A 20,319-nucleotide genomic window follows, 5' to 3' on the forward strand; every position below is an offset into this window, starting at 1 on the left:
CACACGTTTGTAGTTTTTTTGTGAGTAAAAAACGCCCGATTTGACTACGGCCCCCCGAAAACGGGGGGTTGAGGCTGGAAAGAAGCCGCTGTTCACAAGGTTATCCACAATTATTGTGGATAACCTTGTGGCACTGGCCGGGCAGGTTCGGCGAATCTGCTTTTATCGAACGACATTTTGCTGAACGGGAGTGGGTATGAAAGCACCGTGGAATTTTATCCGTTATCTGCCCGGAGCCCGGCGTTTGCTGGCCGCTGGACGATTGCCAGGACTGTTGTTCGCTGTCGCGCGCAAGGGCAACAGTGAAGGTAATCGTCTGGGCAAACTCAAGGAAGACCTGCGTTTGCTGCAGGCCTTGTGCCTGGCTTACTGGCGGGGCGAATACCGCGCCATCAGCCCCAAAGCGATCCTGTCCATTGTCGCCGGTCTGATGTACTTCCTCAGCCCGCTGGACGCGATCCCCGACTGGATACCCGGCCTCGGCATGCTCGATGACATCGCCGTGCTGGCGTGGGTTACCAAGCACCTGAGCAATGAGCTGGACGCTTTTCGTGAATGGCGCGCGCAGCAATCGCCCGAGAAACTCATCGTGGTCGAGCAACTGCCGAAGACTCAGGCCCTGCTGGAGCAAGAGCGGGGTAAGGTGTAAGTCTCACGGATTGAACACAAGCCCTGGCGTTCCGCTGTTAAGATGCCTGCCTATGGATCAAGCCTGATCAGTATGCGGTCGTGTAGTACAAGGTGACTCTATGGATCTTCAAGTGATATCCCGTGACGGGGAGCCGGAATACGCCGTGCTGCCCTGGGCGCAGTATCAAGCACTGCTCAAGGCCGCCGGCCTGGCCGGCAAGCCTTCCGAGCCGGCTGCCTCGACTGGCGGCACCACCGCCAGTGAGCTTCCCGGGTTCGATGAATTGCGTGCACTGCGCGAGGCCAAAGGCCTTGAAGCGGCGAGTCTGGCGCGTACCGTCGGGATCAGCCCGTCCTATCTGGAACTGATCGAGAACGGTACTCGGCAGCCGGACGGCGCCATCAAACGCAGCCTGGCGTGGGAGCTTGGAGTGCCGGGCTGGCGAGGTGAGTCGTGAGCGTGCGCATCAGTCGTCAGCATTGGGATGGACTGCTCAATGAGCTCGATCTGGCCCGTCGCCAACGGCACCTGCTGACCTATCGCGCTCTGGTGGAACGCCTGCAACTGCCCAGCCCGGCCATGCAGACCCTTACGGCCGCCCTTGAGCACCTCGCCGCCATGGATGCCCGCGCTGAACAGCCCTTGCGCAGTTCGCTGGTCATCAGCCAGGGCGCCAGCCGCCTGCCGCGTCCCGGTTTTTTCGAGTGCGCCGAACGCCTTGGCCGTTTCTCCGGACCTTCGGACGGCGTCGCGGCAGCGTCATGGCACGCCTCGGAAGTGGTTCGGGTGTTTGAATACAATTATCCGCAAGTGCAAGCGCAGTAGGGGTATGGCGCCGGCGCTCACGCCTGCATCAACAAATCCAGTCGCGTCGAATCGATGACGTGAATGCTGGCGCCGGCGACATCCTTGGCGAAGTGCTTGGCCTGTGAAGCGAGGTCGGCCAATTGGCTGGCATCGACCAGCGTGCAGCTTGCTTCATGCAAGTGCACCACGCCAATCGACAGTGACAGCAGGGGGAATTCCTGGCGTTGGCCCTGACGGTTGAGGGCGATGAAACAACCGGCTTCCAGGTGTTCTGCGCGGTAGAAACGCCGGCATTGATTCTGAAAATCATCCAGCAGGGTTTTCAGGCGTCGTTCCCAGTCATCAAAGCCCAGCACCATCAGAAAATCATCCCCGCCGATGTGCCCGACAAAGTCCCTGGCCGGATCGATGCGGTCGTTCAGGCATTGCGCCAGACACAGCAGCACCTCGTCGCCACGCGCATAACCGTAGATGTCGTTGAAGGGCTTGAAGCTGTCGATGTCCACGTAGCAGATCATCGACGCACGGCCTTGCTGCAGCAGTCGAGTCAGGCATTGCTGAATCGGAACGTTGCCGGGCAGCAGGGTCAGCGGGTTGGCGTAACGTGCCTGCTGGATCTTCATTTCGGTAATCAGCTTGAGCACGTCGATCACTCGTCCGAGGCCCAGATAGGTACCGTTCGAGGTGATGATGAAATCCTCCTCGATGCGCTGCCGGGCACGGCTGGTCAACAGCCGGCTGACCTGTTGCAGTGACTGGCTGACCTCCACGGCGAGAAAGTCACTGCTCATCAGACGGCTGATCGGTTTGCGAGCAAACAGCTCGGTGCCGAAGGGCTTGAGCAGGGCCTCGGACAACGAATGCCGGTGGACGATGCCGCACGGTCGGGCGTCGTCATCCAGCACCGCCAGAGAATTGAGGTTGGCCTGCCTGCGAAACGCTTCCAGCACTTCAGCCGTGGGTGTCGACTGGCTGACCGATGGCTGCGGATTGAGCAGGGCAGACAGGTCGGCCGCTTCTTCGTTGAGCGGCGCCACTGCGGTTTCTGTCCTGGGCAGCATGGCGCGGGTGTCGCGCGGCGGGCGCTCCTGAGGTCGGGCCAGCAGATAGCCTTGAACCAGGTTCACGCCCATGTCTTTCAGCGTTGCCAGCTCTTCGGGCAATTCGATGCCTTCGGCAATCACCGTCGCTCTGGAGGCCTTGGCCATCTGCAGCATGGAGCCGACGAATTCGCGCTTCACCGCATCCTGGTGAATGCCGTCGATGAAGTGCCGATCGATTTTCACGTAGTCCGGGCGCAGCTCCGACCAGAGTCGCAAGCTCGAATAACCGGCGCCAAGATCGTCCAGCGCGATGGAAAAGCCCATGTCGCGGTAGTGGTGCAACGCTTTGTACAGCAGGTCGAAATCGTCGGTGGGCATCTGCTCGGTCAACTCGATGACCACGTCCTTGGGCGCGATGTGGTAGCGACGCAGCATCTCCAGAGTCCGCCCCGGTGGATGCGAGGTTTCGAGCAGCGATTCGGGGGAGACGTTGAGAAACAGCTTGCCCGGCAACTTCTGCTGGCTGAAACGTCGGCAGGCGCTGTCCCGACAACTCAACTCCAGCTCGCTCAGACGACCGGCCTGGCGGGCGATGGCGAACAGGTTCAGGGGCGAGTGCAGGGCGCTGTTGGACGGGCCGCGGGTCAAGGCTTCATAGCCCAGGATCCGGTGTTCCGACAGCGAGACGATGGGTTGGAACAAACTGTGCAAATCACCACGAGCCAGAATGGAACTCAGTGCGCTCAGCTGCTCTGTTATGGTCATGGTCGTCTCGAAGAGAATGAAAAAGGGCTGAGCGCTTTCGCGTTCAGCCCCGTATTTCACGACAGCTTCATGACTGTTTGATGACGTTGAAGCTAAATGGCCATCAATGAACCTGCGTTACTTCTTCGCGACAGCGGCACTCAGACCCAGGTAGTCGATGAGAATGCGCCCGGTCTCTGCCAGATAGGCATCGTCCTCGGGTTTGGTTTTCTCGTCTTCCACCGGCAGCGCGTCTTCGTCTTCCTTCTTCAGCTCTTTGAGCGGCTCTTCACCCTTGGCCTTGCGGCGGGTGTTTTCCAGCGCAAGTTGCTTGCTTTCGATAGACGCATGCTCGGCACGCCGGTCGGCTTCATTGAGGCTGACGGTCTTCTCGTTCATCAGCTTCTTGGCCAGCGCCAGGCGATCCTCGATGAACACGAACTCGGCGTCTTTTGCCGAACGTGCCTCGTGACGCGCCTGCAGTTGGGCCAGGAACGGCCTGAACGGGTCGATCGCCGGCTTGATCGCCGGTTTGATGCTGTCCCACGGCATGGCCTCGGGCAGCGCGCTCTCGCCGATTTCCTTGGTGTCGATCAGCGACGGGTAAGTGATGTCCGGTACCACGCCCTGATGCTGGGTGCTCTGACCGGAAACCCGGTAGAACTTGGCCAGGGTCAGTTTCAGTTCGCCGTGATTGAGCGGCTGAATGGTCTGCACGGTGCCTTTACCGAAGGTCTGACCACCGATCACCAGCGCGCGGTGATAATCCTGCATCGCCCCGGCGAAAATCTCCGACGCCGACGCAGACAGACGGTTGACCAGCAGTGCCATCGGGCCTTTGTAGAACGCGCCCTTGGCTTCGTCTTCCAGCACGTCGACCTTGCCGTCGGCATTGCGCACCAGCACGGTCGGGCCTTTGTCGATGAACAGGCTGGTCAGCTCGGTGGCTTCCTGCAATGAACCGCCACCGTTGTTGCGCAGATCCAGTACCACACCGTCGACCTTCTCGGCCTGCAATTCGGTGAGCAGTTTCTTCACGTCACGGGTGGTGCTCTTGTATTCCGGATCGCCGGCACGGTAGGCCTTGAAGTCCAGATAGAAGGCCGGAATGTCGATGACCCCGAGCTTGTAGTCCTTGCCATCCTGCTTGAGGTGCAGGATCGACTTCTTGGCCGCCTGCTCTTCAAGTTTCACCGCTTCACGGGTGATGGCGACGATCTTGGTGGTCTGGTCGTTCGGCGCATTGCTGGCCGGGATGATCTCCAGGCGTACCACCGAGCCTTTCGGACCGCGGATCAGCTTGACCACTTCATCCAGACGCCAGCCGATCACGTCGACCATTTCCTTGTCGCCCTGAGCGACGGCCACGATCTTGTCGGCCGGGGCAACCTGCTTGGTCTTGGCCGCCGGACCTGCCGGCACCAGACGCACGATCTTCACGTTGTCATTATCGCTCTGCAACACGGCGCCGATGCCTTCCAGCGACAGGCTCATGTTGATGTCGAAGTTCTCCGCGCTGTCAGGTGACAGGTAGTTGGTGTGCGGATCGTAGGACATGGCGAACGTGTTGATGTAGGCCTGGAAGATATCTTCGGCGCGAGTCTGATTCAGACGCGCCTGCTGATTCTTGTAGCGCTTGGTCAGGGTTTCCTGAATCTTCGCCGGGTCCTTGCCTGCAATCTTCAACCGCAGGACTTCATCCTTGATGCGCTTGCGCCACAGTTCGTCGAGCTCGGCGGTATCCTTGGGCCATGCGGCGTCCTTGCGGTCGACCAGCAGGGTTTCCTTGGTATTGAAGTCGAGCTTGTCGACGCCCTTGCCCAACTCGCCCAGCGTGAAGTTCAGACGCGCGTTGACGCGGTCCAGATAGCGCTTGTAGATGATGAAGCCGGCGTTCAGGTCGCCACTCTTCAGGAAGTCGTCGAACTGGAACTGCCATTTGTCGAACTCGGCAATGTCGCTGGCCATGAAATAGCTGCGCGAGGGGTCCAGTTGCTTGATGTAGCTCTGGTAAATAATCGCTGAACGCTTGTCGTCCAGGGGCGGCTTGCTGTAGTGATGTCGTTTGAGCAGCTCAACCACGTTGAGACTGGCAATCACTTCGTCGCGGTCCGGCTGAAGATTATCCCAGCTGTTGGCGGCAAAGGTACTGGCTGACATCGGCAAAACGCTAAGGCCGACAAACAGTGCGAGGGCAGTGCTGGGGAATAGTTGCTTCATGCTGATTCGACGCGAGGACAATTGATAACGCATATTAGGCCGTCTTTGAGGTCGCCGGTTCCTTTGGACCCGGCCGCATAATGCAAAAGCCCGGGCAAAACAGCCACGGGCTCAGTCTGGACTCACTATGGAGGCACCGTGAAAGCATTGCAAGGCGTTGAAGGACATGTGGAATGGGTCGAGGAGCCGAGTCCGGCCCTCGATGTGGGGCAGGTACGTATCAAAGTGGCTGCGGCAGGTTTGAATCGTGCCGATCTGTTACAGCGCGAGGGCAAGTATCCGCCGCCGCCCGGAGTCACTCAGACGCTGGGTCTGGAGTGCTCCGGCGTGATCGCCGAAGTCGGTCCGGGTTCGTCCTGGGTGGTTGGAGACCGCGTCTGCGCGCTGTTGGCGGGCGGGGCGATGGCCGAAGAAGTGGTGGTCGATGGGCGACACGTGCTGCCCGTGCCGGAAGGGCTGTCGCTGCATGAGGCGGCAGCCATTCCCGAGGTCTATGCCACGGCGTGGCTGAACCTGTTCGAGCTCGCCGGGCTCAAGCCAGGCGAGAAGGTGTTGTTGCACGCTGGCGCAAGTGGGGTTGGTTCAGCCGGGATTCAGCTTTGCAAGGCGTTTGGCAACCCGGTCTGGGTCAGCGTCGGCTCGGCAGAACGGCTGGCCTATTGCGTCGAACTGGGTGCTCAGGGCGGCGTGGTGCGCAGCGAAAGTCTTGAAGGCCTGAACGATTTTGCACCGTTCAACGTCATCCTCGACCCGGTGGGGGCGAGCTATGCCGAGCTCAATGTAAAACTGCTGGCCCTTGACGGCCGCTGGGTGCTGATCGGCGTCATGAGCGGCCGCGAGGCGAAAGTGGATCTGGCTCATGTGCTGGGCAAGCGTATCCGGTTGATGGGCTCGACCTTGCGCAGCCGCGACGACACGTTCAAGGCCGACCTGCTCAGTGACCTGGGACAGCACGTCTGGCCGCTGTTCACTGAAGGCCGCCTCAAGCCGCAACTGGCGAAATCCTTTGCGATCAAGGATGCCGAAGCGGCGTTCGAAGAGCTGGCGACCAATACGGTGTCCGGCAAGATCGTGCTGGTGATCGACGAAAGCCTGGTCTGACCCGGCGGCGCCTCTGGACTCAGCTCCAGTCGTGCACCGGCCAGCCTGCTTTCTGTGCGTGTTCCAGTAACACGGCATCGGGGTTGACCACGTTAGGGTGGTCAACCTTGAGCAGCAGCGGCAGGTCATTGCGCGAATCCGAATAGAAACTCGCACCCTCGAGATTTTCCCCCTCGGCATCCAGCCACTCCATCAGGCGCGTGATCTTGCCTTCCCGATAAGTCAGCACGCCGACTGTGGCCCCGCTGTAGACGCCATGCTGCACGTCCAGCTCGATACCCAGCACTTCGTCGATGCCGAGGCGTTCGGCGATCGGCTTGACCAGGTGCACGCCCGAAGCCGAGATCACCAGAATCCGGTCACCCTTGGCGCGGTGCTTTGCAATGCACGTGCAGGCGTCGCTGTAGATGATCGGTTCGATGACGTCCTCGACCCACGGGCCGACCAGATGCTCGATTTCTTCGGGGGTACGGCCAGCCATGGGCTCCAGGCTGAAGGCCATGTAGTCTTCCATCGCGAGCTTGCCCTCGCTGTAGGCGGCCATCAGTTCGTCGTTTCGTTGCATGAACGACGTCGAGTCAACCCAGCCCAGGCGACCCATCTGCTCGCTCCAGAGCGTGGCGCAGTCACCACCGATCAGGGTTTCGTCCAGGTCGAAAATTGCCAAGGGCATGTGTGCTTATCCTCAGTGTTGGTTACGTTAGCTTCAAGCTTCAAGCTTCAAGCTTCAAGCTTCAAGCGAAAGCGAAAGCTCGGCGGTTGCGTCAGTCAAGCGCGCACAGCGCCGACGGTTCGATGTTCAGTGTTACACGCCTTCCGTCCGGGTGCAGGTCGTCGGCGCTGCGGTTCAGTACGTCGACCACCAGCTTCACGCCACGGGCCTGTACCCGGTAACGGATGACGTTGCCGAGCAGACTGTGACTGCGTATTTCGCCTTCCAGTTCGCCGGTCAGGCTCAATTGGATCGATTCAGGGCGGATCGCCACACGGCTGTTGATCGGGCGCTGCATCAGGCGCGTGGCGTCGTCGGCTTCCAGCAGGTTGTAGTTGCCGATGAAGCCTGCGGCGAATACGTCCACAGGCGCGGTGTAGAGGGTTTCGGCGTCGCCGCTCTGCACGATCCGGCCCTGGTTCATCAGGAAGATACGGTCTGACATGATCAGTGCTTCTTCCTGGTCGTGGGTCACGAAAATGGTGGTCAGGCCCAGCTCGCGCTGAATGGCACGGATCTGTTCGCGCAGGTTCTTGCGAATCCGCGCATCCAGCGCCGACAGCGGCTCATCGAGCAACAGCAGACGCGGGCGAGTGACCAGCGAACGCGCCAGCGCCACGCGCTGGCATTGCCCGCCGGACAACTGATGCGGGTAACGCGTGGCAAAATCGTGCAGCTCGACCATGCGCAGAATCTCGGCGACGCGCCGTGTACTCTCGTCAGCACTGACTTTCTGAATGCGCAGCCCGAAGGCGACGTTTTGCTCGACGGTCATGTTGGGAAACAGCGCGTAACTCTGGAACACCATGCCGATGTTGCGCTTTTGCGGGGTGAGCGGCACCAGATCGCTGCCATCGAGCAGAATGCGCCCGCTGTTGACCGGGGTCAGCCCGGCGATGCAACGCAACAACGTGGATTTGCCGCAGCCCGACGGGCCCAGCAAGGTAACGAACTCGCCTTTCGCAATGCTGCAGTTGATGTCGCTGAACACTGACGTGCTGGCGTAGCTTTTCTGCAGGTTTTCAATGCTGACAAAACTCATCTCAGTCTTTGTCCTTGTTCAGTCGATTGGCGGCCCAGGTCAGCACCAGCACGAAGAGGAAATAGGAAATCACCAGCGCGCTGTTGAAGTGACCGCTGCTGTTGCGCATGTTGTTGAGGTACACCTGCAGGGTTTCATAGCGCGTGCCGACCAGCAGGTTGGCGAATACGAATTCGCCGAACAGGAACGAGAACGACAGCAGCAGGGCAATCATCAGGCCCTTGCGCAGGTTGGGCAGCACCACCATGAACGCCGCCTGCCAGGTGCTGGCGCCGAGCAACCGGGCGGCGTCCATCAGGTCTGTCAGGTTGATGGCCTGCAGGTTGTTGGTGATGGCGCGGTACATGAAGGGCAGGGCGACGGTGAAGTAACAGCCGATCAGAATCCACGGTGTGCCGACCATCGCCATGGGGCCTGAGCCATACAGCTGCAGCAGGCCGACCGAGGAAACCACGGGTGGCACGGCAAACGGCAGCAGGATGAGGATGTTCATCAGCCCGTCGAGGCGCGGAAAGTAGTAATGCACGACGAACAGCAGGGGCAGAATCAGCACCACCGAAAGGATCAGTGCGCCGACGCAGACCAGCAGTGACTGGCCGAACGCCGTCAGAAAGCGTGGGTCGCTCCACAGCGCCACGTACCATTTGAAGGTCAGGCCACTGGGCAGAATGGTCGCCGACCAGCTGGTCGCGATCGAGTACAGGAAGGTGCCGGCCAGCGGCAGCAACAGGATCAGGAACAGCAGGCAGACCACCGTCTTGTGATAAATGCTCGCAGGCCCTCGTTCAACGCGTGACATGGTAGCTCCTTCTCAACAGCCACTGATGGACCACCGTGACCAGGGTCATGAGACCGACCAGAATCATCGCCAGCGCGCTGGCCATGTTCGGGTCCAGCGTGATATCGCCCGCGACCATCGCCGCGATACGGATGGGCAATACGTTGAAATTGCCGGTGGTCAGCGCGTAGACCGTGGCATACGCGCCGAGCGCATTGGCCAGCAGAATGACGAAGGTGCCGAGCAGTGCCGGGGTCAGCACCGGCAGGCCGATGTAGCGCCAGAACTGATAGCTGCTGGCCCCCAGCAGCGCTGCCGACTCGTTCCAGTCTTCGCGCACGGCATCGAATGCGGGGTAGAGCAGCAGCACGCCGAGGGGGATCTGGAAGTAGGTATAAAGGATGATCAGTCCGGTCTTGGAATACAGGTTGAAGTCATCGATGATCCCGGTCTGCTTGAGGATCAGGGTCAGCGCGCCGTTGAACCCCAGCAGGATGATGAACGCGAACGCCAGTGGAACGCCGGCGAAATTGCTGGTCATGTTGGCGAACGAGTTGACGAAATCGCGCAGCCGCGAATCCACCTTGCGCAGTGAATAGGCACCCAGAACGGAGATGATGATGCCGAACAGGCTCGACCAGAAGCTGATCTCCAGGCTGTACTGAATGGCCTGCCGATAGAACTTCGAGCTGAACGCCCGGGTGAAGTTTTCCCAGCCCCAGCCGGCATCGCTTTGCAGGCTGTGGATCGCGACCCACAACAGCGGTGCGATCTGAAACACGATGAAAAATACGGCGAAGGGCAGCAGGCACAACAGCCCCAGCCACTTGCCTCGGGAAAAGGTCGTCAATTGAAGATCTCCCGGCAGACCGGTTTGTCGTGAGGGATACCCAGCAGCTCGCAAACGGTGCCGCACAGATCGGTCTGGCGCGGCGCGGCGTCGACATTCAGGCTGAAGGCATCGCCGATAACGAACAGCGGTACTTCACGCTCTTCCGGCAACAGCCCGTTGTGCGAGCGGTCGTTGTTCATGCCGTGGTCGGCGGTTACCAGCACCTGATACCCCGCATCCAGCCAGCGTTGCAGATAGTCAGCCAGAATGATGTCGGCGCTGCGGGCGCTGTTGCGGTACTGCGCAGTGTCGAGGCCGTGCTTGTGCCCGGCGTCGTCGATGTTCATGGGGTGGATCAGCAGAAAGTTCGGGGCGTGGCTGAGGCGCAGACTTTCGGCGTCGGCGAACAGGTGCGAATCAGGGTAGTGGTCGGCCCAGTAGAACAGCCCGTGCTGGATCGGCAGGTCCGCTGCCTCGGTGTGGCGGTCGCGTGCCGGGTCGAACGGCGTGCGGTTGTACAGCTCGCTGACCCAGTGATAGGCCGCCGCTGCCGTGCTCAGTCCGGCGTCGCGAGCATAGTGAAAGATGCTGCGCTGATTCGACAGGCGTGAGACGTTGTTATGCACGATGCCGCTGTCGATGGGCGCAACGCCGGTCAGTATGCATTCGTAAAGGGGGCGGGAGAGGGCGGGCAGTTCGCATTCGATCTTGTAGAGCGCGGCCCTGCCTGCATCATGCCAGGCTTGCAGGTGCCCCATCGCATGGCGTGCGACTTCGTAATTGAGGCCGTCCAGCACGATCAGGATGACGTTGTGTTTCATGGGCAACTCGCTTTGAAAGAACGGGCGAGACTGGCTCGCCCGGTGTACACGACTTCATCCCTGAGCCGCAGGAGAGGATCAGTTCATCTCGATGATGACCTGCTCGTTCCACATCTGCGGCAGCGCTTTGGAGGTTTTCTCCCAGGCGTCTGCGTTCTTGATCGGCTTGGCGTTTTTGTACTGGTCTTGCGGCAGCAACTTGGCTTGAACATCTTCAGGCAATTTGATGTGCTCTACGCGAATCGGGCGCGCATTGCCTTCTGCCAGCCTGATCTGACCCGCGTCGCTGAAGGTGTACTCACGCGCCAGCTTGGCGGCGTTCGGGTGTTTGGCATACTTGTTGATGATGGTGGTGTAGCCGGAAATCACCGAGCCGTCCGACGGGATCAGCACGACGTAATCATCGGGTTTGGTCATCTTGGCTTTGTAGCTCAGGCCATTGAAGTCCCAGACCACACCGACTTCGATTTCGCCTTTCTCGATGGTCTGAATGGTCGGGTTGGCCAGCGACAGACGCTTCTGTTTGGCCAGATCGGTGAACAGTGCCAGGCCCGGTGCGATGTTGCTTTCGTCACCTTTCATGGCGATGGCCGCTGCCAGTACACCGTTGGCAGCCTGAGCCGCAGTGCTCACATCGCCGATGGAAACCTTGTATTTGCCGGTTTTCAGGTCAGCCCAGCTTTTCGGGATTTCAGAGCCGTGCAGCAGGTTTTTGTTGACGATGAAGGCAATGGTGCCCGTATAGGCCAGCGCCCAATGGCCGTCCGTGTCCTTGGCCCAGGTCGGGATCTGCTCCCAGGTGGTTGGCTTGTAAGGCTGGGTGACGCCTTTTGCTGCGGCGATAGGGCCGAATGCTGCGCCTACGTCGCCAATGTCACCGCTGGCGTTGTCTTTCTCCGCTTCGAACTTGGCGATCTCCTGGGCCGAACTCATGTCGGTGTCCATGTGCTTGAGGCCGTATTTGGCTTCCAGGTCTTTCCAGATGCCGCCCCAGTTTGCCCAGTCATCCGGCATGCCGAGGCTGTTGACTGCGCCTTCAGCCTTGGCCGCAGCCTCCAGCGTTTTAAGATCCGTGTCCGCAGCCATGACCAGCGAACTCATTGCCATGGCTGAACCGAGGAGTGATGCCAACAAAAGATGTTTCATTCGGAGCTCCTAGTGCACTTCTTGCAAGAAGTGTTCGTTGCGGATTGTTTGGTCTAGATCAGCAATACCTGAGCCAAGTTAGGCTTTTTGCATGACATTTTCGTGTCGTGTCGCGTAGACAAAAGCGTTTTTCAAGGGCCCTGGCAGTGCCTGGCGCTAAGCGTAGACCATCGCAACGTGCGCGCTGAGCAGGGGGTTCGGGGCTGTTTTCAGCACAGTTGGCATGCAACGTGATTTGTCCTGTAACAGGACAGTCATGTACCCGGCCTAGGCTCACCGCAAGGGAGTCAACGGCGTTGACCGCACTGATGTATGCCTCGTAACAGGGCTGGTCTAGTCCAGACGGATACCGGAATGCGCGAAGATGTACCACGGGCGGTAACCACGATTTGCCATGCGCTGCAGGAGCAGATCGAACACGGCTTGTTGCCGCATGGCAGCAAGTTGCCTGCAGAGCGCAAGCTCAGTGAGGTATTCGCCACCACACGCATCACCTTGCGGGAAGCGCTTTTGCAACTCGAGTCGCAGGGGCTGATTTACCGCGAAGAGCGGCGTGGCTGGTTCATCTCGCCGCCGCGGCTGGCCTATGACCTGATCAGGCGCAGCCATTTCCACGCAATGGTCTGTGCCCAGGGAAGGGTGCCTCACACCCAGCTTCTTTCTGCACGCCTGCAACCTGCTTCAGCGATGATCTGTGAAATGCTGGAACTGCCGGCGCTGTCGAGCGTGATCCAGATCTGTCGCGCGCGGCGAATCGATCAGCGCCTGGTGCTGTATGTCGAGCACTACCTGAGGCCGGAGTTGTTCCCCGGCATTCTCGAACACGATCTGAACGAATCGCTGACCGCACTCTACGCCCGCTGCTACGACATTCACTGCGGCCGGGTGCGCTTCGACATGGTTCCCACGTCTTTGCACAGCGAAGCATCCGCAGCACTGAAGGTTTCACTGGGTAGTCCGGGCCTGCGCATTGCACGAGTCAATTACGACCGCAAAGACCGGTTGATCGATTGCGATCTCGAATACTGGCGTCATGATGCTATTTATGTGCGCGCTGAGGTGCATGGCGACTGAACGCCTGTATTTAAAACCTGCTTGCCAGGCACGGTCTGCACCGTCGTTAGTTGCCTGTTTTCTATAAGTAAATGCTCATTTCAGTGGTCGGAAACTTGCGAGGTGCAGGGCCTGTTTAATAGGCTCTGTGTAACGCATGCGTTTAACTAACAAAAAAAATCAATGAAGATAACGCTGTTGTCTCTTGGGGCGTGGGCGTAGATTAGTTGGTTTTTGTCATCAGGATTTTCAGAGTAATTATTCTAATCTTTCATGAAGAATTTACAAAAAAGTTAGTATTAATTAATGTTTTTTAGTGGGGTGTGGTAGGTTTTTTAGTGCGGAAGGATGTGCGCTGTTAGTGGCTGTTTTGTGCACCATCGTTCCACATTGGATTAAGGCTGACATGGCGGTTGTCCTGTAAAGCAATGCTTGATAAGTGCAGCTGCTTTTATTTAAAGGATCTATGAGGATGCTGTAATGAATCTCGACAAGGCGTTGGTGCTGCGTACCTGTGCAAATAACATGGCCGATCATTGCGGCCTTATATGGCCCGCTTCCGGGACGGTTGAATCCAAATACTGGCAGTCAACCAGGCGTCACGAGAATGGTCTGGTGGGTTTACTGTGGGGCGCTGGAACCAGCGCTTTTCTAAGCGTGCATGCCGATGCGCGATGGATTGTCTGTGAAGTCGCCGTTGCAGACATCATCAGTCTGGATGAGCCGGGAATGGTCAAGTTTCCGCGCGCTGAGGTGGTTCATGTCGGCGACAGGATCAGCGCGTCACACTTCATTTCGGCGCGTCAGGCCGACCCTGCATCAACGCCCCCGCCCACGTCAATGACCACGGCCACGCTCCCGCCCCCGCCCACGCCTGCGGCAGCACATGTCACATTACCTGTGGCGGCAAGTGTCACGTTACCGGTGGCCGAACAGGCCAGTCATGAAGTGTTCGATGTGGCGTTGGTCATCGCAGCGGCCCCCTCAGTAAATACCCTGCCGGTAACGACGCCGCAGAATTTGCAGACCGCCACTTACGGCAGCACGTTGAGTGGCGACAACCACAGTCGGCTCATTGCCGGTTATGGCAGTAACGAGACCGCTGGCAACCACAGTGATCTGATTGCCGGTTATGGAAGTACAGGAACCGCCGGTTCCGACAGCTCGCTGGTCGCAGGCTATGGAAGCACCCAGACTGCCGGAGGGGACAGCGCGCTGACGGCGGGTTACGGCAGCACCCAGACCGCCCGCGAAGGCAGCAACCTGACGGCAGGGTATGGCAGTACGGGAACAGCTGGCTCGGATAGTTCGTTGATCGCCGGTTACGGCAGTACTCAGACTTCCGGAGAAGACAGCTCGCTCACAGCGGGTTACGGCAGCACGCAGACGGCCCAGGAAGGCAGTAATCTGACGGCCGGGTACGGCAGCACCGGCACGGCGGGCTCCGATAGCTCGCTGATCGCCGGTTATGGCAGTACACAGACCTCTGGAGGTGACAGCTCGCTGACGGCGGGTTACGGCAGCACGCAGACGGCCCAGGAAGGCAGTAATCTGACGGCCGGGTACGGCAGCACCGGCACGGCGGGCTCGGATAGTTCGTTGATCGCCGGTTACGGCAGTACACAGACTTCCGGAGAAGACAGCTCGCTCACGGCGGGTTACGGCAGCACGCAAACGGCTCAGGAAGGCAGCAACCTTACCGCTGGGTACGGCAGCACCGGCACGGCGGGCTCGGATAGCTCGTTGATCGCCGGTTACGGCAGTACCCAGACTTCGGGCGGCGACAGTTCGCTGACCGCGGGCTACGGCAGTACGCAGACGGCTCAGGAAGGCAGCAACCTGACCTCCGGGTACGGCAGCACTGGTACCGCAGGTGCCGACAGCTCGTTGATCGCCGGCTATGGCAGCACGCAGACTTCGGGAAGCGACAGCGCCCTGACCGCCGGCTACGGCAGCACGCAAACGGCTCAGGAAGGCAGCAATCTCACTGCTGGGTATGGCAGCACCGGCACGGCAGGTTCCGACAGCTCGCTGATCGCCGGTTACGGCAGCACGCAAACCTCGGGCAGCGACAGTTCGCTCACGGCGGGTTACGGCAGTACGCAGACGGCCCAGGAGGGCAGCAATCTGACGGCGGGGTACGGCAGCACGGGTACAGCAGGTGTCGACAGCTCTCTGATCGCGGGATACGGCAGCACGCAGACCTCGGGAAGTGACAGTGCGCTGACAGCAGGTTACGGCAGTACGCAGACGGCCCAGGAAGGCAGCAATCTGACGGCGGGCTACGGCAGCACTGGCACGGCTGGTGCCGACAGCTCGTTGATCGCCGGATACGGCAGCACGCAGACCTCGGGAAGTGACAGTGCGCTGACAGCAGGTTACGGCAGTACGCAGACGGCCCAGGAAGGCAGCAACCTGACTGCGGGTTATGGCAGCACGGGTACGGCAGGTGCCGACAGCTCGTTGATCGCCGGATACGGCAGCACGCAGACCTCAGGCAGTGAAAGTTCGCTCACCGCGGGTTACGGCAGTACCCAGACGGCCCGTGAAGGCAGCACGCTGACAGCCGGGTATGGCAGTACGGGAACAGCTGGCGCCGACAGCTCGTTGATCGCCGGTTACGGCAGCACGCAAACCTCTGGCAGTGAAAGCTCGCTCACGGCAGGTTATGGCAGTACCCAGACCGCACAGCAGGGCAGCGTACTTACATCCGGCTATGGCAGTACGCAAACGGCGGGGGCTGCCAGTAACCTCACCACCGGTTATGGAAGTACCGGCACTGCGGGTCATGAAAGCTTCATCATCGCCGGTTACGGGAGTACACAGACAGCGGGCCACAAAAGTATCCTGACCGCGGGCTATGGGAGTACTCAGACTGCCAGGGACGGTAGCGACCTGATTGCGGGCTATGGCAGTACAGGAACCTCAGGCTCAAGCAGTTCGCTGATCGCAGGTTATGGCAGCACCCAGACCGCGAGTTACAAAAGCATGCTGACCGCCGGTTATGGCAGTACTCAGACGGCCAGAGAACACAGTGACCTTGTCGCAGGCTATGGCAGCACGTCAACGGCAGGTTCAAACAGTTCGCTGATCGCCGGATACGGCAGCACCCAGACGGCGGGCTTCAAAAGCATACTGACCGCCGGTTATGGCAGTACCCAGACGGCACAGGAGCGCAGTGACCTGGTCGCAGGTTATGGCAGCACGTCGACTGCGGGCTACTCCAGTTCCTTGATCGCCGGCTATGGCAGCACGCAGACGGCAGGCTACGGGAGCACGTTGACGACCGGTTATGGCAGTACGCAGACCGCGCAGGAAAACAGCTCGCTCACCACCGGTTACGGAAGTACCTCCACTGCGGGCTATTCCAGCTCGCTGATCGCGGGTTACGGCAGTACGCAGACGGCAGGCTACGAGAGCACGTTGACCGCCGGTTACGGCAGTACGCAAACCGCACAGGAGCGCAGTGACCTGGTGACAGGTTATGGAAGTACTTCCACTGCCGGCTATGCGAGTTCGTTGATTGCAGGTTATGGCAGCACGCAGACGGCAGGCTACGAGAGCACCTTGACCGCCGGTTACGGCAGCACGCAAACCGCACAGGAAAACAGCTCGCTCACCACAGGCTACGGGAGCACTTCCACCGCCGGCTTTGCCAGCTCGCTGATCGCCGGTTACGGCAGTACGCAAACGGCCGGCTACAAAAGTACCCTCACGGCCGGCTATGGCAGTACTCAGACCGCAGAGTACGGAAGTTCACTCACTGCGGGCTATGGCAGCACTGCAACGGCCGGGCAGGACAGCTCGTTGATCGCCGGTTATGGCAGCTCCCTGACCAGCGGAATCAGAAGTTTTCTGACGGCAGGCTATGGCAGTACGCTGATCGCCGGACTTCGCAGTGTTTTGATCGCCGGTTATGGCAGTAGCCTTACATCGGGCATTCGCAGCACATTGACTGCGGGTTATGGCAGTAACCAGATTGCAAGTTACGGCAGCTCGTTGATTGCAGGCCATGAAAGCATTCAGGTCGCCGGAAATAAAAGCATGCTGATCGCCGGCAAGGGCAGCTCGCAGACCGCAGGTTTTCGCAGCACGCTGATTGCCGGTGCGGGCAGCGTACAACTGGCGGGTGATCGCAGCCGTTTGATTGCCGGTGCAGACAGTAATCAGACCGCGGGTGACCGCAGCAAACTACTGGCCGGTAATAACAGTTATCTGACCGCCGGCGATAGAAGCAAACTCACCGGCGGGCATGACTGCACCCTGATGGCGGGCGATCAAAGCAGATTGACCGCTGGAAAGAACAGTATCTTGACGGCCGGCGCGCGGAGCAAACTTATTGGCAGTGAAGGCTCGACGCTCTCGGCTGGAGAAGACTCCACGCTGATTTTCAGGCTCTGGGACGGGAAGAGGTACAGGCAACTGGTTGCCAAAACGGGTGAGAACGGTGTTGAAGCCGATATACCGTATTACGTGAACGAAGATGACGATATTGTCGATAAACCCGACGAGGAAGATGACTGGATAGAGGTAGAGTAGCCAGCGATATTCAAGCACTCCACTACTGAATCATCGACAGGGTGTGTCGATGGAGTTCGGGACATGAAGTCCCTTTATAAACGAATGATCTTTTGTTGCGTAAGATATGGCTCAGGATCATGCAGGCAAAAGCAGCTTTTTTATCGTTGTGATTAGAGAGGTTTTATTTTTTTCAATGGCGTTTACCGGGGTCAATACTGACACGCGAGAGCAGCAGGCCGCTCCCGCGTTACCGATGATCGCCTCAGTCGTTATGGCAGCTCGTGGCTGGCATAGAACGCGCTCAATACCTTGACCAGATGCGCCAGGTCATGGCTGCCGGCCAGTTCGCGGATCGAGTGCATGGCGAACGTTGGCAAGCCGATATCTACCGTGCGGATGCCCAGATGGCTGGCAGTGATCGGTCCGATGGTCGAGCCGCAACCCATGTCGCTGCGTACCACAAAGCTCTGCACCGGGACTTCTTCGGCCATGCACAGATGGCGGAAGAAACCGGCGGTTTCGCTGTTGGTGGCGTAACGCTGGTTGCTGTTGACCTTGATCACCGGCCCGGCGTTGAGCTTGGGGCCGTGATTGGCGTCGTGCTTGTCAGCGTAGTTGGGATGAATGCCGTGGGCGTTGTCGGCTGAGATCAGCAGCGACTTCTGAATCGTGCGCACGTAGTCTTCGCTGCTTGGCAACAGGCGCTGGACGATCTGCTCAAGCATCGCGCCGTCTGCGCCACAGGCAGAAGACGAGCCAACCTCTTCGTGATCGGTGCACACCAGCAGGGCGGTTTCGTCGCTCTCGGTGTTGAGCAGTGCCTGCATCCCGGCGAAACACGACAACAGGTTGTCAAGGCGTGCGCCTGCCAGGAAATCCCCGTTGAGGCCGACCACAGCGGCGCCCTGGGTGTCGTAGAAGCTCAGCTCGTAATCGAGCACCACATCGGCATTGAGCCCGTGTTCGCGGGCCAGTTGGTCGGTCAGCAGCGCACGGAAGTCCGCGCGCTCGTCACCGGCTACCTGCGCCAGGATGGGCGGCAGTTCGTTTTGCGCGTTGATCGCCCAGCCTTCGTTGGCAGTGCGGTTCAGGTGAATGGCCAGATTGGGAATCACGGCGATCGGCAGCTTGAAGTCGATCAGTTGGCTTTCGACCTTGCCATCGCGGCGGAAAGTGACGCGCCCGGCCAGCGACAGATCACGATCGAACCAGGGAGCCAGCAAGGCGCCGCCGTAGACTTCGACGCCCAGTTGCCAAAAACCCTGGCGTTGCAGTTCCGGTTGCGGCTTGACCCGCAGGCACGGGCTGTCGGTGTGCGCACCGACCATGCGGATGCCGCCACTGAGTGGCGACTGACGGCCCATGCGGAAAGCGACAATGGAGGAGTCGTTACGGGTGACGAAGTAACGACCTCCGGTTTCTACTGCCCACGTATCACGTTCGTCCAGCCGCTGAAAACCTGCGGCTTCAAAGTGTTGCACGAGGGTGGCAGTGGCGTGGAATGGGGTAGGAGAAGCCTTCAGGAAATCAATAAGGCCTTTGTTCAACTCTGCGCGCATAAATAGCTCCAGACAACAATGGCGCGAGTTTACCGTATTGGATGATTTGCTGCCTTCGGTTGCGCTCATCGCGCAGCTCTCGTGCCGATGCGCTGTGTGACGCAGAGCGTCACGAACTGCATGCCGACGCGGAGCGTCGGCACGATAATCAAAACCGCAGTCATTGCCGCAAAAGCGCTTCTCAACCACGATGTCACTGACGACGCAGAGTGCGACGTTAGTGACGGCTGAGTCCTGGTGCTGATCCGGGGGTAGCCTGGCAGGACGCCAGGCTAGCCGCACCGCGCCATGGATGGCGCGTTGCGGCGACCCCCGGATCAGTGTCAGGGCGAAGGAACCCGACGAAGTCGGGCCGGAAACAGGAGCGGGGACTTTGCTCACTTTGGTCCCTCAAAGTGAGTCGCCGAGGGGCGAAAAGGTGACCTGAGCGGAACCCCAATCCACCTGACATCACAGAACCGCTGTGTGACGCGGAGCGTCACGAACGGCATTACCACGCGGAGCGTGGGAACGATAGTCGGGCCCGAACGCCAATCCACCTGACATCACAGAACCTCTGTGTGACGCGGAGCATAGGGACGATAGTCAGCGCGTCATTTAAATCAGAACGGCGCAGCACACTCGAAGGTCATTCGCTCGCCAGTCCCGGGATGCGTGAAGCTCAGCATGCTGGCATGCAGACACAGACGTGGATAGGCCGCCAGCGCTTCCGGATGCGCGTACAGCCCATCACCCAACAGCGGATGCCCGATCGACAGCATGTGCACACGCAACTGATGCGAGCGGCCAGTGATCGGCGTGAGCTCGACGCGACAATAAGTGTCATGCCGCTCGACAACCTTCCAGAACGTCAGCGCGTGTTTGCCACCCTCGTGGTCCACCACATGCCGGGGCTTGGTAGGCGGGTCGTAGCGCAACGGCAGATCGATGCTGCCGCTGTCCAGGGACGGTTGGCCCCAGCACAGCGCGGTGTAGGCTTTCTCGGTTTCGCGGTCATGAAACTGACGCGACAGTTCGCGATGCGTATCGGCATCGCGGGCCAGCAGAATGATGCCCGAGGTTTCCCAGTCCAGACGATGGACGATACGCGCTTCGGGGTAACCGTTTTCCTGCAGGCGGGTAATCAGGCAATCCTTGTTGTCGTCGGCACGACCGGGAACGGAAAGCAGCAGGGTAGGCTTATCGATCACCAGAACGGCGGCGTCCTGATGAATGATGCGGATGTTCGACAACGGCATGCAACGGCCTCGAAACGCTAGAAACGCCGACGGCGGCAAGGGCGCAGCTTCCGGAGAAGTGCGCCGATACC

At 59.7% G+C, this 20,319-nt stretch carries 16 protein-coding genes; 6 read left to right on the plus strand and 10 right to left on the minus strand.

The annotated features are described in order from the left end of the window. The first annotated feature begins 196 nt into the window (after window positions 1-196). The 3 genes from KUIN1_RS08290 to KUIN1_RS08300 all read left to right on the plus strand — a co-directional run bounded on the left by KUIN1_RS08290 (window position 197) and on the right by KUIN1_RS08300 (window position 1,456). Window positions 197-649, plus strand: a complete 453-nt coding sequence (locus KUIN1_RS08290) for a YkvA family protein (protein ID WP_004408555.1) — start codon at window positions 197-199, stop codon at window positions 647-649. A 100-nt stretch (window positions 650-749) separates the two neighbouring features. After that, a complete protein-coding gene (locus tag KUIN1_RS08295) occupies window positions 750-1,088 on the plus strand; it encodes a helix-turn-helix domain-containing protein (protein WP_011267116.1) in 339 nt (112 codons plus the stop codon). Further along, a complete protein-coding gene (locus tag KUIN1_RS08300; protein ID WP_024661202.1) occupies window positions 1,085-1,456 on the plus strand; it encodes a hypothetical protein in 372 nt (123 codons plus the stop codon). Before KUIN1_RS08295 ends, KUIN1_RS08300 begins: the two co-directional genes overlap by 4 nt. Before the next feature lie 17 nt (window positions 1,457-1,473). Here KUIN1_RS08300 and KUIN1_RS08305 read toward each other — a convergent pair whose 3' ends face one another. Further along, a complete protein-coding gene (locus KUIN1_RS08305; protein ID WP_152091929.1) occupies window positions 1,474-3,246 on the minus strand; it encodes a GGDEF domain-containing protein in 1,773 nt (590 codons plus the stop codon). A gap of 117 nt (window positions 3,247-3,363) precedes the next feature. After that, a complete protein-coding gene (locus KUIN1_RS08310) occupies window positions 3,364-5,445 on the minus strand; it encodes a carboxy terminal-processing peptidase (protein ID WP_172980042.1) in 2,082 nt (693 codons plus the stop codon). A gap of 138 nt (window positions 5,446-5,583) precedes the next feature. On the opposite strand from KUIN1_RS08310, the gene KUIN1_RS08315 reads away from it, so the two are divergent. Then, window positions 5,584-6,546 carry an NAD(P)H-quinone oxidoreductase gene (locus KUIN1_RS08315; RefSeq protein ID WP_024643193.1) on the plus strand — a complete coding sequence of 321 codons (963 nt, stop codon included), beginning with the start codon at window positions 5,584-5,586 and terminating at the stop codon, window positions 6,544-6,546. A 19-nt stretch (window positions 6,547-6,565) separates the two neighbouring features. Here the strand turns inward: KUIN1_RS08315 and KUIN1_RS08320 are convergent, their stop codons facing one another. The 6 genes from KUIN1_RS08320 to KUIN1_RS08345 form a co-directional block, all read right to left on the minus strand. Next, on the minus strand, window positions 6,566-7,219 hold the full coding sequence (locus KUIN1_RS08320) for an HAD family hydrolase (protein WP_024643192.1): 654 nt from the start codon (window positions 7,217-7,219) through the stop codon (window positions 6,566-6,568). Window positions 7,220-7,310: 91 nt separating this feature from the next. Next, window positions 7,311-8,300: an ABC transporter ATP-binding protein gene (locus tag KUIN1_RS08325; RefSeq protein ID WP_152091931.1), complete on the minus strand. Its 990-nt coding sequence runs from the start codon at window positions 8,298-8,300 to the stop codon at window positions 7,311-7,313. Window position 8,301: 1 nt separating this feature from the next. Beyond that, complete coding sequence (locus KUIN1_RS08330) at window positions 8,302-9,099, minus strand: ABC transporter permease (protein ID WP_004408565.1); 798 nt, start codon at window positions 9,097-9,099, stop codon at window positions 8,302-8,304. Then, the gene (locus KUIN1_RS08335) at window positions 9,086-9,928 is read right to left on the minus strand and encodes an ABC transporter permease (protein ID WP_003421288.1); all 843 of its coding nucleotides are present in this window, start codon (window positions 9,926-9,928) and stop codon (window positions 9,086-9,088) included. Before KUIN1_RS08335 ends, KUIN1_RS08330 begins: the two co-directional genes overlap by 14 nt. Beyond that, on the minus strand, window positions 9,925-10,731 hold the full coding sequence (locus tag KUIN1_RS08340; protein WP_011267123.1) for an alkaline phosphatase family protein: 807 nt from the start codon (window positions 10,729-10,731) through the stop codon (window positions 9,925-9,927). The genes KUIN1_RS08335 and KUIN1_RS08340 overlap by 4 nt, the downstream gene beginning before the upstream one ends. Window positions 10,732-10,809: 78 nt before the next feature. Next, window positions 10,810-11,877 (minus strand): ABC transporter substrate-binding protein, encoded by a 1,068-nt coding sequence (locus tag KUIN1_RS08345; protein WP_004408569.1) that lies wholly within the window; start codon window positions 11,875-11,877, stop codon window positions 10,810-10,812. 354 nt (window positions 11,878-12,231) lie between these two features. On the opposite strand from KUIN1_RS08345, the gene KUIN1_RS08350 reads away from it, so the two are divergent. Together KUIN1_RS08350 and KUIN1_RS08355 are read left to right on the plus strand one after the other, a co-directional pair. Next, entirely contained in the window at window positions 12,232-12,951 is a 720-nt protein-coding gene (locus tag KUIN1_RS08350) for a UTRA domain-containing protein (RefSeq protein ID WP_162886048.1), read from the plus strand. Window positions 12,952-13,410: 459 nt separating this feature from the next. Next, entirely contained in the window at window positions 13,411-17,469 is a 4,059-nt protein-coding gene (locus tag KUIN1_RS08355) for a beta strand repeat-containing protein (RefSeq protein ID WP_152091932.1), read from the plus strand. Between the two features lie 251 nt (window positions 17,470-17,720). On the opposite strand, the gene KUIN1_RS08360 is transcribed toward KUIN1_RS08355, so the two are convergent. Further along, window positions 17,721-19,010: a M18 family aminopeptidase gene (locus KUIN1_RS08360; RefSeq protein WP_011267127.1), complete on the minus strand. Its 1,290-nt coding sequence runs from the start codon at window positions 19,008-19,010 to the stop codon at window positions 17,721-17,723. Window positions 19,011-19,612: 602 nt separating this feature from the next. Further along, a complete protein-coding gene (locus KUIN1_RS08365) occupies window positions 19,613-20,248 on the minus strand; it encodes an RluA family pseudouridine synthase (RefSeq protein WP_011267128.1) in 636 nt (211 codons plus the stop codon). Window positions 20,249-20,319 lie beyond the last annotated feature (71 nt).

Origin of the sequence: Pseudomonas sp. KUIN-1 (genome assembly GCF_009176725.1) — a bacterium.
Classification (GTDB): domain Bacteria; phylum Pseudomonadota; class Gammaproteobacteria; order Pseudomonadales; family Pseudomonadaceae; genus Aquipseudomonas; species Aquipseudomonas fragariae.